The organism is Collinsella sp. AF31-11, assembly GCF_003475605.1.
Lineage (GTDB): Bacteria > Actinomycetota > Coriobacteriia > Coriobacteriales > Coriobacteriaceae > Collinsella.
Genome location: NZ_QRQS01000009.1, coordinates 90612 through 105177 on the forward strand (window position 1 = coordinate 90612; position 14566 = coordinate 105177).

The 14566-nt window shown below is 60.5% G+C and carries 13 protein-coding genes; 1 reads left to right on the forward strand and 12 read right to left on the reverse strand.

All coding sequences use genetic code 11. The features are described from left to right. Positions 1-23: 23 nt before the first annotated feature. The 8 genes from DWZ22_RS07285 to DWZ22_RS07320 form a co-directional block, all read right to left on the reverse strand. On the reverse strand, positions 24-1031 hold the full coding sequence (locus DWZ22_RS07285; RefSeq protein ID WP_117743123.1) for a YitT family protein: 1008 nt from the start codon (positions 1029-1031) through the stop codon (positions 24-26). A 353-nt stretch (positions 1032-1384) separates the two neighbouring features. After that, a complete protein-coding gene (locus DWZ22_RS07290; RefSeq protein WP_158573311.1) occupies positions 1385-2014 on the reverse strand; it encodes an HAD family phosphatase in 630 nt (209 codons plus the stop codon). 160 nt (positions 2015-2174) lie between these two features. Beyond that, positions 2175-3158, reverse strand: a complete 984-nt coding sequence (locus DWZ22_RS07295; protein ID WP_233502247.1) for an SIS domain-containing protein — start codon at positions 3156-3158, stop codon at positions 2175-2177. Between the two features lie 199 nt (positions 3159-3357). Continuing rightward, positions 3358-4191 (reverse strand): PTS system mannose/fructose/sorbose family transporter subunit IID, encoded by an 834-nt coding sequence (locus DWZ22_RS07300; RefSeq protein ID WP_117763540.1) that lies wholly within the window; start codon positions 4189-4191, stop codon positions 3358-3360. A 13-nt stretch (positions 4192-4204) separates the two neighbouring features. Continuing rightward, positions 4205-4999, reverse strand: coding sequence for a PTS sugar transporter subunit IIC (locus DWZ22_RS07305; protein ID WP_022095161.1), 795 nt, complete (start codon positions 4997-4999; stop codon positions 4205-4207). A 36-nt stretch (positions 5000-5035) separates the two neighbouring features. Next, on the reverse strand, positions 5036-5959 hold the full coding sequence (locus DWZ22_RS07310; protein WP_117735437.1) for a PTS mannose/fructose/sorbose transporter subunit IIAB: 924 nt from the start codon (positions 5957-5959) through the stop codon (positions 5036-5038). A gap of 184 nt (positions 5960-6143) precedes the next feature. Next, positions 6144-7226 carry a DMT family transporter gene (locus DWZ22_RS07315; protein ID WP_158573312.1) on the reverse strand — a complete coding sequence of 361 codons (1083 nt, stop codon included), beginning with the start codon at positions 7224-7226 and terminating at the stop codon, positions 6144-6146. Positions 7227-7588: 362 nt separating this feature from the next. Then, entirely contained in the window at positions 7589-8581 is a 993-nt protein-coding gene (locus DWZ22_RS07320; protein ID WP_117648180.1) for an SIS domain-containing protein, read from the reverse strand. A gap of 205 nt (positions 8582-8786) precedes the next feature. On the opposite strand from DWZ22_RS07320, the gene DWZ22_RS07325 reads away from it, so the two are divergent. Beyond that, positions 8787-9509, forward strand: a complete 723-nt coding sequence (locus DWZ22_RS07325; RefSeq protein ID WP_118405800.1) for a GntR family transcriptional regulator — start codon at positions 8787-8789, stop codon at positions 9507-9509. A 47-nt stretch (positions 9510-9556) separates the two neighbouring features. Here the strand turns inward: DWZ22_RS07325 and DWZ22_RS07330 are convergent, their stop codons facing one another. From DWZ22_RS07330 to mfd, 4 genes are all read right to left on the reverse strand, one after another. After that, positions 9557-10138, reverse strand: a complete 582-nt coding sequence (locus DWZ22_RS07330) for a GNAT family N-acetyltransferase (protein ID WP_117735434.1) — start codon at positions 10136-10138, stop codon at positions 9557-9559. 78 nt (positions 10139-10216) lie between these two features. Continuing rightward, positions 10217-11242, reverse strand: coding sequence for a low specificity L-threonine aldolase (locus DWZ22_RS07335; RefSeq protein ID WP_118273117.1), 1026 nt, complete (start codon positions 11240-11242; stop codon positions 10217-10219). Positions 11243-11286: 44 nt separating this feature from the next. Continuing rightward, positions 11287-12150, reverse strand: a complete 864-nt coding sequence (locus DWZ22_RS07340; protein WP_118405801.1) for a phosphatase PAP2 family protein — start codon at positions 12148-12150, stop codon at positions 11287-11289. Between the two features lie 155 nt (positions 12151-12305). Beyond that, positions 12306-14566 (reverse strand): transcription-repair coupling factor (gene mfd / locus DWZ22_RS10315; RefSeq protein ID WP_199583467.1); only part of this gene is annotated, 2261 nt, incomplete at its 5' end.

Genomic DNA, 14566 nt, shown 5'->3' on the forward strand with positions numbered 1-14566 from the left:
GATACACCGCATACAGCAAATCTTTACTTGCCGTCGTCCTGCTGCAAGCTTTCCTGATCGTGCAGACGGGCCTGCCTGCTGGCCATGCGCGCGGGCTTGTCGGGATCGGGTACGGCCGTAGGCATGGGCTCGTCGACATGACCGCCCCACCAGCCGCCCACAAAGTTAAGCGTGTGGAACACATTGATCACGGCGCCGGGGTCGACGTCGCACACCAGCTTGACGATATCCTGGCTCTCGTAGGTCGAGACAACGGTGTGCAGCAGGTACATCTTTTCGCGGCTGTATCCGCCAATGACCTCGGCGCAGCTAATGCCGTGCTGAAAGTGATTGACATAGGCGGTCATGACCTCATCTGCCTCGCGCGTCGTGATCTGCAGCGTCACGCGGTCGTAGCGGCGATAGAAGCTGTCGATGGTCTTGGTCGATATAAATTGAAACACAATGGAGTACGCCGCGTTGTCCCAGCCAAACATAAAGCCAAAGATCGCCAGGATAAAGCAGTTAAAACCAAAGATGACGCCCCAGATGGTCTTGCCCGTGTGGTTGGAGACCCACAGAGCGATAAAGTCGGTACCGCCGGTGGATGCGCCGGACTTAAGCGCGATGGCAGCGCCCAAGCCCGAGACCACGCCGCCAAAAATGATGAGCATGATCTTGTCGCCCAAAAACGGGGCGAAGTGAAAGATATTGAGGAACAACGACGAGAGCACAACTTGCATCATCGAGAAGATTACGAAGCGCTTGCTAATGCCGCTCCAGCATAGGAGCGCCACGGGGATGTTGAGCGCCAGCATGCCGAGCGAGATATCGATATGAACGCCGCCGAGCGAGGTGACGCGATCGAGTAAGACGGCGACGCCGGTGAGACCGCTCGGTAGCAGGTCGGCGGGCTGAATGAACGCCTGGATCAGAAATGTCTGAAGAATGGCGGAAATCGTGACCGCCACGGCAGTAATGGCGCGGCGGACGATGGTGAGGCGGCCGAGCACGAGCACGCGGTCCGTGAGCTGATCGATGGCGTTCGCCACGTAGGCTCCTTTCGAAGGCAGATGTAATTGTGGGGCATGCCGGCGATTGTAGCATGGAGCGCGAGTGGGCGCTTCAATTCACCCTCTCTCGACAACCAAAACGAGCCTGCAGCTCCCCAACCAAAGAGCCAAATTCTAAGTGAGTAGACTTTTTACGATCTGCCGAGCACACCAAAAACTGCCACCTCTGTGACCTGCGGTTTTACTAAAGCAGATACGCTTTGTGCTCGGCATGTGCCAAAAAGTCTACTCACTTAGCCTGAGTCGAAGTCAAACGGATCAAAATCCAAGCCAAATTAAGCCAATCCGCCGCAAAAGACGTGCGAATCTGTACTACTCGTGGTGGATCGACGCTACAAAGCGGCCAAAATGTCGGCCAGGTTGTCGATGATGGTGTCGGCGGCGGACTGATCCAGGTTGACGCCCTCGTGCGGACGCAGCGCCAGGACGCGGGCGCCGGAGCGCTTGCCGGCCTCAATGCCCATAGGCGAGTCCTCGATAACCAGGCACTCGGCCGGCTCAACACCCAACGCCTCCATGGCGCGCAAATAGATCTCGGGGTCGGGCTTAAACGCACTGCACTCATGGCCGCTGATGGTGTAGTCCAGCACGTCGGCGATACCGGCAATCTCCACCAGCTCGTCGATGAGCTCACGGTAGGACGAGCTCGCGATGGCACACTTCACGCCGCGCTCGTTCAGCTCACGCATCACCGGCTCCGTCTGCTCGTTGAGCAGCTCGGCATACGGAACGGGATGGACCGGGCTGTAGACCTGCTTGTACTCCACGCGCAGGCGCTCGCGCAGCTCAGCATCGTCGGGCACCAGCGACTTCCAAATGGCGGGCTCGTTAGACCCCGAAAGATCGGGGATCTCGTCAAAGTGGAACCCCTTCTCTTCCATAAACGCCACGCGGCGACGGTTGTAGAACCACTCGGTATCGACCAGCACGCCGTCCATATCAAACAGCACTGCCTTGATCATACGCATCTCCTCCCACTTGCCAAAAAGGGACAGGTTTATTTTGGTAGGTTTTATCTGGGGTTTTGCGGCGCGTGCGCACACGCCCTCCCCAGAGCAAAAAAGGGGACGGGGCAAAACCCCATCCCCTCTCAATCAACCCGTAAGGTCTACTTACTTGTGATTAGTAGGAAAGCTTCCACATGTAGCGACGCATGGTCAGCGGGTGCTGACGGGCCTCGGCGATCTGGTTGCCGTACTCGCGCATAACGGCGAGGTGCAGCAGCGGGTTGAAGTAGGTGACGACGCTTGCCGGCACGGCGTCGGCCAGACCGTAGTCCTTGGAGTCGATCAGAGCGACCTTGGCGCCCATGCGCTGCAGGAAGGTGAGGGCGCGAGCGTCCATCGGACGGGTGGCACCGTCGGACATGAAGAAGACGTAGGGCTTACCCTCGGTGGAAACCTCGAACGGGCCGTGGAAGTACTCGCCGGTGTTGTAGGCGGCGGCGTCGATCCACTGCATCTCGGTGAACAGGAAGGCGGCGTGAGAATAAGCCATCTTCTCGGAGGCACCGGAGGCCATGAAGTAGATCATCTCGTCGTCCTTGAAGTCCTGGGCGAACTGCTTGGCGAGGCCCTTGGCGGACTGAGCGGCGTTCTCGCAGAGCTCGAAGACGTTGGTGAGGCCGGTGATCATGTCCTCGTAGTGGTCATAGCCCTCGGTCTGCTGAAGGATCTCGAGAGCAAGAGCAATGGCGTAGCCGGGCTTCTCGCACTTGGCAGCATAGTTGGCGTGGAAGCCGTGAACGATGACGTGGTCGGCGTCGACGGTCAGAGCGGAGCCAGCCTTGTTGGTGAGGGAGACGACCGGGCAGTTGTGCTTCTTGGCGGTCTTGTTGGCCTCGACGGTCTCGGGCGTGGAGCCACCGAGGGAGCAGGTGATCACGAAGGTGTGCTCGTTGACCCAGGAAGGCGTGTCGTAGTTGAACTCGTTAGCGGTGAAGATCTGAACGTTCAGCTTGTCCGTGTTGTTGGCCAGGAAGTACTTGGCGGGGTAAAGATCGGACATAGAAGCACCGCAGCCGACGAAGGCGACGCTGTGAATCTCGTGGTTGGACAGGACGTCAGCGACGATCTGCTTAGGGAGGTTAAGGTCGATCTCGTACATCTGACACATTCCTTTCGAATTTTTGCGGCGTCACATTGCCGGACGCTCGCAGGGTTACCGTGGTTAGGACCGAGTCGCCGGCCCGTTGAGGATGTGTCAAAGGGACTGTCCCTTTGACACATTTAGGGATGGAAGCCTGCCTGGGGTATGGGATGCCAGGCAGGCCCCCGGGGGAAAGCGGTTAGACGCTGGGTCGCGACTAGGCCAGGATGCCGACCGCGGAGAGGGCGATGCCGCCCACGATGGCGATCACGAGAAGCCAACCGGTGTTGACGTTCTTCTTGATGAGCCAGTACATAAGGCCGGTGAGGCCAAGGGAGATCATCTGGGGCATCATGCCGTCCAGGATGTCCTGGATAACGACGGTACCCTCAGCGAACTGCAGCGGGGTGGTGGCGCCGATCAGCGTAGCGATCATGCCGCCCACGGACATAAGACCCACGATGCCGCAGACATACATGAGCTTCTCCATGAGGTCGCCGCCCTGGAGCTTGCCCAGGTACTCGTGGCCACCCTGGTAGCCCATCTTGGCGGCGAACCAAGTGATCAGCACGGAGGGCACGATGGAGATGAGCATGGCCAGGATCGGGCCCATGATGGAGCCCTGCTGAGCCAGCTGGACGCCCAGACCAAAGGCGATGACGCGGATGGTGCCCTGGAAGAAGGAGTCACCGATACCGGAAAGCGGGCCCATGAGGGAGGTCTTGACCGCGTTGATCGAATCGGGGTCGAAGTTCTCGGGATCCTTGGCGTACTCCTCCTCCATGGAGGCGGCGAGGCCCAGGACGAAAGCGCTCGTCTGCGGGGTGCAGTTGTAGAACGCCATGTGACGATGGTAGGCCTCTTTCTTAGCAGCGAGCTGCTTGGGGTCAGACTCGTCGGGGTAGAGGCGATCGAGCGTGGGAACCATGCCGTAGAGGAAGCCCATGTTCATCTGACGCTCGTAGTTCCAAGAGGCCTGGATGGCCCAGGAGCGCCAGAAGAACTGGCTGACCTTCTTGTTCAGGGACACGTCCTTGGTTGTGGTTGCCATAGTGTGTTCCTCCTTAGTCTTCGTCGTCTTCGAGCGGATCGTAGTCGGAATCGACACCGGCGGCTGCATGGGAACCGTTGAACTTGAAGCCCATGAAGACGACAGCCAGGCACACACCGATCAGAGCGACCGCGATGACGGACAGGTTGAGGTAAGCGGCGAGCAGGAAACCGATGAACAGGAACGGGGTCATGCCCTTCTTGATCATCATGGTGAGCAGCAGGGCCAGACCGTAGGCAGTCATGATCTTGGTCGAGACGTTCAGACCAGTAGACAGCCACTCGGGAACCATGTTGACGATGGCCTGGACCAGGTCGGTACCGACAAAGACGGCCAGGAAGATCGGCAGGAAGTACATGATGGCGTACAGACCGGAGCCGGCGCAGATGTGCATGCGGTAGGCGGTCTTGAACTTGCCGTTATCGATCGCGCTATCGGCCACATGGGTGAGGGCGGCGATGATGGAACGGAACACGATGCCGAGGAGCTGACCCAGGACGGCGACCGGGATGGCGATCGTCATGGCGGTCTCGGCGGAAGCATCGGTCAGGCACGCGAAGGCAGCTGCCACGATGCCGCCCAGAACCATATCGGGCGGAACGGCGGCGCCGACCTGCACCAGGCCCATGGACACGAGCTCGACGGCGGCACCGACGGCAAGGCCGGTGGGCACATCGCCCAGCAGCAGACCGACGAGCGTGGCGCCAACGAGGGGCTGCTCGAAGTTAAGACGACCGAGCAGGCGGGAGTCCCACATGCAGAACACGCCGACGAGGCCGACGAGCACCGCACTGATGAACGTATTCATACCCTTCTCCTTTCAGTCAGGCAAAAGCCTGGTTGATTACAGCTTGGCGTCGATGTCGACGCTCTGATACGTGGGGGTCTGCTGAACGTAGAGCTTGATGCCCATGTCGAGCAGCTGGTTGACGTCGGCCTTCTGGGTGGCGTCGAAGAAGACGGAGCTGTCCTTGCCGCCGACCTGATCGGCACCGTCGTGGTTGGCGGTGGCGCCCAGGTTGATGGCGTCGAGCTTGTAACCCTGGCAGAACTGCAGCATCTCGGCCGTGTTGCCAAAGACGAACATGACGCGCTCGCCGAGGGTGTTGAGCTTGTCCATCTTGGCGAGGGCACGCTCGACGGTGAAGACGTTCAGGCGCACGCCCTGGGGCTTGGCCAGCTTAAGAGCACCCTTCTTGATGTCATCGTTGGCGGCAGCGTTGTCGACGACGATGATGCGCTCGGCCTGAACCTTGGTGGTCCAGGTAAAGACGACCTGGCCGTGCAGCAGACGGTAGTCAAGACGTGCGAGGACGATCTTGGCGGGACCGGAGCTGTGACGGGGCGCCTTGGCCTTCTTAGTGGGGGCCACGGCAGCCTCGATCGGCGCGTTGGGGTTGGTCAGACCGGTGCGGGCCTCGTTGATGAGGGCCGCGAGCTCGGCGCCCGTGACGGGGACGGGGCTCATAGCAAGCGTCAGTGCCAGCGGAATGTTGAAACCGCTGATCACCGTGAATGCTGCACCGTTGCGGGAAAGCTCGACCATGCTGTTGTTGACCGAGCTGCCGAGCATATCGGTCAGCACATAGACGGTGTCGTCCGCGTTGAACGTGGCGATCAGAGCGTCCACCTTATTGGTGATGGGCTCCTTGTCGTCACGAGCAAGCGACACGACGTGGACGTTCGACACGTCGCCGAGAACCATCTCGAGCGTGTCTTTGGCGCCTGCGGCCAGGCCGCCATGAGATGCGAGAATGATCTGATTCATCTTGCCTCCTCCTTTTCGTTATGGTCATTATAACGTCTTATACGTTGCGAATATTGATAATTATTATAAGAACCACTCACGGCCAAATATCGACCGTTCGCGGGTTTAACTGACTGGAAACGAAAGCGCCGTGGCTCGTTGGACAGTCCCGCTCAGTTACGTTCCCCAAGGGCTTACACTGCCTCTATCGCACGAAATACCAGGGGCTTTCCTGCACGGTGGGTTCCAGCGCGATGCCCGTGCGCTCCTTGAAGAGATCCATGTCCTGCGATTTCTCCGTCCACCACGCGTTGGGCTTAAAGGTCATGCTCTCAATAACATGGCCGACAAAGGTACTGTTGCGCAGCATGGTAAAATCCGTATTCATGATCACGATGGACACGAGCACCAAGACAATGCCCAATACTTTGATCGCGCCGGCGGGCTCCGCGTAGATACCAATGCCCACAAGAACGGTGACGACTGTCTCGAATGACATTACGACGGGAACTTTCGACGTCTCGAGCCCCATGGATAGACCCTGCATATATAAGATGTAAGCCACGGCTGTGGGGATGAGTCCAAAGCCAAGGAACAGCAGCAGCAGCTGTGGCGACATTGCCACGGCGACATCCGGCCACGGAGCCGCGATAGCTGCCATAACCGCACCGCCAAAAACAAAGCCCCAAAACGTGACGGCCAGCGGGTGGACCGTTTTGGTTGCTATTCGGCTAAACACCGCGAGCGACGCACCACAAAGGCCCGCAATCACGCCCGACGTGACGCCCCAAACCGAAAAATGGAAACCGGAAAGGTCGCCATTGGTCACTGCAAGTACACAGCCACCTATGTTAAAAGCGATGGCAACAAGCTTGTTAGGGGTCACGTCCTCACGATAAAGCACGCGGCCGAGCACGACGCCAAACACCGGCGAGGTGTAGAGCAGCACCGAGGCCGTGGACATGCCCACCTCGCCCATGCACTCGTAATAGCAGGTGTTGGCGGCGGCCAAACCGACGATACCGACAAGCGCGCAGGGAACAAGCTCTTTAGGGCTTGCCTTGAACAGGGCCAGCGGACCCTGAGCCACGGTAGACCCCTCGCCCGGACGGCAGCCCATAAACATCAGGACCGGCGCCAAGATAAGCGCTCCGACCAACAAGCGGAAGGCAGCCATGCTCTGGGACGAAACGCCCATGGCCGAGATGCCGTTTACAAAGATTCCGATGCTGCCCCACATAAGCGCGGCGATCAGCACCAGCACATAGCCCAGATTGCTTCTCTTCAACGTAGCCTCCTTGGCTTTGTTTCCAGTATGTTTCATGCTACGTTATAGTCGTTATATACATTTATCAAGACACAAATCGGCAAACGGGAAATCTCTAGACAAAAGGAGTGTAGTCATTGGGGACGTTCTTAAACAACTAGTCAAACAAAAACGTCCCCGATGACTAGTCACCCAACTGCCGCAAAATGACGAGAGTGAATAATCTCCCACTTTGAGCCCCCAAACAGGCCAAAAACGGGAGCTTATCCACTCTCACCTTGGGGCAGTCGTTTAAGTACGTCCCCAATGAGTGACCCGCCGCAGGTAGAGGACGGACAGCGCAGCGTCGAGCCGTTACGCGGTTTGGTAAAACCGCGTAACTCCTAGTAGTCCAGCTTCCACATGTAGCGGCGCGTCATGTAGTCCTTGTGGGTAACGGCAGAGAGTGCACGCATGTACACGTTGTTGAGGATCGGCGCAAAGATCAGGTGGTTGAAGTACTCGCTCACGCTGTCCTTGATGTCGTTGAGGCCGAGCTCCTTGGCGTCGAGCTGGTAGACGCGCTCGCCACCGTACTGGTTGACAAAGCGGATGCCGCGCTCGTCGTTGCAGCGGCTGCGGCCGACGCTGATGAGCTGGAACAGCGAGGTGCGCTTGTCCAGGATCTCGAAGGGGCCGTGGAAGAAGTCGCAGGTGTTGATGGTGCAGGAGTCGATCTGCAGCATCTCCTGCACGTTGCAGATGCTAAAGACGTAGGCGGCACCAAAGAGCGGGCCCTGAGCCATGACGTTGATGCAGGGCTTGTCGGCGTTCTGCTCGGCCCACTTGGCAGCAAGCGGACGGGTGTACTCGACGGCCTTGCGATAGATGGGGTCGACCAAGTCGAAAGCGGCCATAGCGGTCTCGTACTCGGCATAGCCCTCGGTCTGCTGCGTAAGCTCCATGGCGATCATGGTCACGACGGCGGAGTTGGTGCGGCCCATGCAGGACTCGTCGACGGCCAGGCTGTCGTACTGGATCTTGTAGTCGCAGACCTCGGTGAGGGCGGACTCGTCGACATAGATGGCGATGGTGCTGGCACCGTGGTCCTTGGCGACCTGGGCGGCGACGATGGTCTCCTTGGTGCCGCGCATGGACACGACGACGGCCAGGGTGTTCTCGTTGACGTAGGCCGGGGTGGCATGCACGAACTCGTTGCTGGTGTAACTGGAGCTCACGACCTGCGTGGCCTCGTGCTCCATAAAGTACTGGGCAGGATAGTTGCCGCCGTTGGATCCGCCGGCGCCAATCCACACGACGCGCTTGATGCCGCCCTTGTCTGCCTTGTCAGCCAAAACCTGGGAGACGACGTCCTTAACCTGTTCCTGAGTAGTCATCGTGCATCAGCCTTTCTTCTCGTTTGATGCTCTCGATGGCATACAAGTTACATACACGTTTTGGTTATGTCGACTAGTTGTATGCTATATTTGTCTTAGATATTTTGCTGATACGGTATATAAATACTCGTTACCAGCGGTTTTGTTGTTGAATTGGATACATGCTTGATTAGGCAAGCATACAGGTTAGATACAGGTTAATCACATGAGCGCTTCATCTAAAAAGAAACTGGCCCAATACGAGCGTCTGGCGGCCACACTGCGCGACCGCATCGCCGCCGGCATCTACGCCTGCGGAGACAAGCTGCCGTCCGAGATGGAGCTCATGGACGAATCGGGGCTGTCGCGCAGCACTGTGCGCCATGCCCTTAAGGTGCTTGTTGACGAGGGCCTGGTTCGCACCGAGCGCGGGCGCGGCGCCTTTGTGGCTGACACGCCGGCGCTCCACGAGAACAACCTGGTGTTTTCGAGCTACACGGCGCAGATCCAGGGCCAGGGCATGAAGCCCACCACGCGCACCGTGGACTCGGGCTTTGCCAAGGCCGCAGGCAATGTGGCCAAGTTCTTCGATGCCGCCGTGGGCAGCAAGCTCGTCAAGCTCGTCCGTCTGCGCTATCTAGACGATGCGCCGCTGTGCCTGGAGACCACCTATCTGCCGCCAAGTTTTGAGGCGCTCATCGATCGCGATATCAACGGATCGCTCTACACCGCGCTGCGCCAGGAGTTCCATCGCGCGCCGGCGCAGGGGCACAAGACCTTTGAGGTGTGTTACGCCTCGCAAAACGAGGCGTTTTTGCTCAATGTGGAGCGCGGGCAGGCGCTGATTCTGATCACCGACTACGTCTACGACACCGACGGCCGCCCGCTGCACATCTCCAAGCGTATCCAGCGCACCGACCGCGCCAAATACACCGAGCCCATCGGCTAACCACCACCAAAACCACCACAATGGGGACAGGCACCTTTGTGGTGGTTTTAGGCGAGGAGGTCGGGGAACCAGGTTGGTTTGGGTTGGTTGGGGACGCGCTCGGCTAGGACCAGCTCCATCCAGCACATGTCGTACCAGCGGCCGAACTTTTGGGCGCAACGGTCGAAGGCGCCCACCAGGCGATACCCCATATGGGCATGGAAGTCCTGGCTGTTGTGCGTCAGATACTCGTCGTCTTTGTCGTGCGGTACGGCGATGAGCGCGCACATGTTGGTGATGCCCATCGCGACCAGGCATTGCTTGAGCGCATCGTGCAGCTTGCGACCCAGCCCACCATGGCGCACATCGCGCGCCAGGTAGATTGACGTCTCGACCGACCAGTCGTATGCCTCGCGGCTGTTGAGCGGGCTCACGTAGGCATAACCCACCGGACGCCCGTCCAGCTCCATCACCAGATACGGATAGCGCTTGAGTGTACGCTCGATGCGCCCGGCGAACTCCTCAACGCTCGGCACCTCGTATTCGCAGGTAATCGCCGTCTGGCGCACATACGGCTCATAGATGGCAAGCAACGCCGGCGCGTCTTCGGGCGTCGCGAGGCGAATCGTCGGCTCGGACATCTCGGCCATACAACCCTTCCCTCTCAAAAGCAAAGGCCGCCCCGCGCCAAACCCAAGCGCAAGGCGGCCCCTCGTCATTACATCAACCTACAGGACAGCCGCCAGCGCGTCGATGTCCTCCTGCGTCGTGGCCCAGCTGGTGCAAAAACGTACCACGGTGTGGGTCTCGTCGTACTTTTCCCAGTACTCGATCGAGGCATGTTCGCGAATGCGGGCCATGTCCTCGTTGGGCAGAATCACGAACTGCTGGTTGGTCGGCGTCTCCAAGAAGAACTGGTAGCCGCGCTCGTGCAGCACGCGACGAAGCGCCTGCGCGGTCTCGATTGCCTGGCGACCAATCTCAAAATACAGGCCATCGGTAAAGAGTGCCTCAAACTGCACGCCCGTCAGGCGGCCCTTGGCAAGCAGCGCTCCGTGCTGCTTAATGCGCGGAATGGGATGTGCCGGAGCGTGCATGCCGCAAAACACCACGGCTTCGCCGCAAAGCGCGCCGCACTTGGTGCCGCCAATGTAGAACACGTCGCACAGCTGCGCCAGCTCGGGCAGGGTAATGTCGCACTCATCGGCTGCCAGCGCATAGGCCAGGCGGGCGCCATCCACAAACAGCGGAATCTGGCGCTTCTGGCACACCGCATGAATCGCCGCGAGCTCGGCTTTGGAGTACAGCGTGCCGTACTCGGTCGACAGGCTCACATACACGGCGCCCGGGAATACCGTGTGCTCGTAGCTCTCGTTTTCGTAGAACACCTGGATATAGTTTTCGAGATCCTCGGCATGCATCTTGCCCTCGTAGCCGGGAATGGTGAGCACCTTGTGGCCGCCAAACTCGATGGCACCAGCCTCGTGGCAGGCAACGTGGCCGGTCTCGGCGGCAACAACGCCCTCGTAGGGCGCGAGCAGCATATCGATCACCGTCGCGTTGGCCTGCGTGCCGCCTACCAGGAAAAATACGTCGGCATCGGGTGCCTGGCAGGCCTTGCGGATAAGCTGCTTGGCACGCTCGGTGTGTGCATCGGTACCGTAGCCGGGCTGCGGCTCCATATTGGTGTCGACGAGCGCCTGCAGCACCGCCGGATGCGCGCCGTGGGAATAGTCGTTGTTGAACGCGAGCATGATAATCCTCTCTAGCCGGGCACGGCCCGATGATTCAGATGGGGCTATTGTACGCCGCCCGGATAAGCAATGCGCGCGGCAAGGCACTCGAGCGCCAGCACCAGGGCAAAGCCGCAGCTCACGTCACTCAAAAAGTGCGCGCCGATCACGATGCGACCAAAGGCGACGAGCGCCGCAACCACAGCGGCGATCCAAAAGACCACGCGGCGGCGCGACGGCTTTTCCTTAAAGGTCGCCGCGGGAAGCCCGGCGAGCATAAGGCCGATCGCCGCGTGTGCCGTGTGTCCGCTCGCAAACGACTTAAAGCCGTCCTTGATCACGCCGGCGGCGATATAGGCCCACTTGTCGGGGTTACCGATCACCCACCACGGCTGAAAATCGAGTCCCTGCGTCACCGCGATCACGCGCATGCGCGGGCGCGACCACAGCGGCTTGACGATCACGTTGAGGATGATGGCCTGGGCGACCCACACGGCAAGCACCATCAACGCCCAGCGCGTGAGCTCTTTGGGATCGGTGTCGCGCGTGAGGCGGTAGACGATAAGGTTGGCGGCGATGACCAGCACAAACGTCAGCACCAACTGTGTTGCGACAAGTTTGCCGCCAACCCGCAGGGACGAAACGACCTCGTAGCCAGTCAGACCGACGTTGACAAGGATGCCGAGCACGGCGAGCCATTTGCTCCCCCTGGAGTCGGGACGCACCGCGCGCACGAGCATAACGCCCGCGATGCTCGCCGTCAGCTCGAACGGCAGCTCGCCGGCGGCCTCGATAAAGCGGCCGTACATGCTAGCGATGTTAAACAGCGCGCTCGAGATCTGATAATCGAAAAAGCTGCCCACGCACAGACAAAGGCACAGGACAACCGCGATAGCAGCGACATCATTCTTATAGATGTATCCGAACATGCTTTCCTTTCGATGGGGCGAAGGGTCGACCCGCAACGTGGTGGGACAAAGTTATCAGTAGTTTTTGTCCCAGGGTCGCTTGCGTTGACAGGCTCGATGCGACTATCGCACCTGGGACAAAAACTACTGATAACTTTGTCCCACCGACTTACTTGTTAGTCGTCGTCGCTCGCACCCAGCTGCTGCAGCAGCATGAGTGCGGCCGCCACGGGGCCGGTGCCGTCGTTGGCGTCGAGACCGCGGCCCAGGCCGCTGCCTGCGCCGGCGCCCGCCTTGTAGGGCACCGATAGCTTGCGGCTCTTGGGGAAGTTCACCGCGCCATAGCGAGTCTTGAGCTCAAAGGCCACCTTCTTGGGCACGTCGACGCCCAGGAAGGTAATGCGCCCGCCGCTGAGCGTGACACTCTCGAGCCCCAGGCGCTCGCCGCGAATACGAATGCGCGCGCGGTTGAACAGGTTGAGTCCCGCCAACGGCAGCTCGCCATGCGCGGCCTCAGTCTCTTCCTGCACCTCGTCGATGCTCTCCAGGTCCTCGGCCGCCGCGAGCTTACGGTACACGAGCACGCGCTGATCCACCGCCGGCAGGTACTCTTCGGACAAGAAGTAGTCGGCCGGCAGGTTAATGCCCACGTTCGCCGCCTCCACGCCGGCATCGTCGTCGCCGCGCGCCTCGGCCACGGCCTGGCCCAGCATCTGCGTAAACAGGTCAAAGCCCACGCTCGACAGGTTGCCGTGCTGCTCGGCGCCCATAAGCGAGCCGGCGCCACGAATCTCCAGGTCGCGCATGGCGATGCGCATGCCGCTGCCCAGGTCCTGGAACTCGGACAGTGCGGTCAGGCGCGCCGTTGCCTCCTCGGTAAGCGGCAGCTCGCCCGGGAACATAAAGTATGCGTAGGCCTGCGTAGCCGAGCGGCCCACACGGCCCTTGAGCTGGTAGAGCTGTGCCAGGCCCAGGCGCTGCGAATCCTCGATGATAAGCGTGTTGGCGCACGCGTTGTCGATACCGCTCTCCACGATGGTCGTGGCAATGAGCACGTCGATCTTTTTGGTCGCGAACTCGATCATCACGTCCTCGACCTCGCGCGGGCTCATCTTGCCGTGCGCCACGCCCACGCGCGCCTCGGGCGCGGCCTCGTGCACGCGTGCCACAGCGTCATCGATGGTCTTGACGCGGTTGGACACGTAGTACACCTGTCCGCCGCGACCCACCTCCAGGCGAATCGCCGCGCTCACCACGTCGGGGTCGTACTCCCCCACGTGCACGATCACGGGGCGGCGCCCAGTCGGCGGCGTGGTGATCAGGCTCATATCGCGCACGCCGCTCGTGGCCATCTGCATGGTACGCGGGATGGGCGTGGCCGAAAGCGTGAGCACGTCAATCTGCTCGCGCAAGTTCTTGAGCTGCTCCTTGTGCTGCACGCCAAAGCGCTGCTCCTCGTCAATGATCACCAGGCCCAGGTTCTTGGGGTTCACATCGGCCGAAAGCAGGCGATGCGTGCCGATGAGCACATCGATCGTGCCCTCGGCAAACGCCTTGAGCGCGCGCTTTTGCTGCGCCGGGGTGCGGAAGCGGCTGAGCACCTCGACCTCAAGGCCAAACGGGGCAAAGCGCTCAAAGAACGTCTCGTAGTGCTGTTGGGCCAGAATGGTCGTGGGGCAGAGTACCATGACCTGGCGGCCGGAGTCCACGCACTTAAACGCTGCGCGCAGGGCGACCTCGGTCTTGCCAAAGCCCACGTCGCCGCACAGCAGGCGGTCCATGGGCTTGGATGCCTCCATGTCCGCCTTAATGTCGGCAATAGCCTCCAGCTGGTCGCGCGTCTCGTCGTAGGGAAAGCTCTCCTCCATCTCGATCTGCTCGGGCGTATCGGGCGGACAGGCGACACCGGCAATCGAGGAGCGGCGCGTATACAGATCGACCAGGTCAAACGCCAGCTTTTTGGCGTTCTTGCGCGCCTTGTTGGTGGCACGCGTCCAGTCGGCGGTGTTGAGCCTGGTCAGGCGCGGCTTGTCGCCGTCGGGGCCAACATAGCGCGTGATGCGGTCGACCTGCTCGAGCGGCACGTAGAGCTTGTCGCCATCGGCATATTCCAGCAAAAAGTAGTCGCGCTCCTTGCCGCCCACTTCCTGGCGCGCAATCTCGCTAAAGAGCGCGATGCCATGCGTTGCGTGCACCACGTAGTCGCCCGGCTTAAAGGGGAAGGTGATCTGCGTAATGTCCACCTTGCGGCGGCTGCGGGCGCGATTGGCATCCATGCGGGCGTTGAGGTCGGCGATCGAGAACACGGCCAGATTGGCATCGGGCACCACCACGCCCTGCGGCAGAGCGGCATCCACAAAGGTCACGCGCCCGCGCGAGATGGTGGGCACAGCGGCACCGGCGGCAGCCTGGGCCGCGCCCCCCCCCCGCGGGGGGG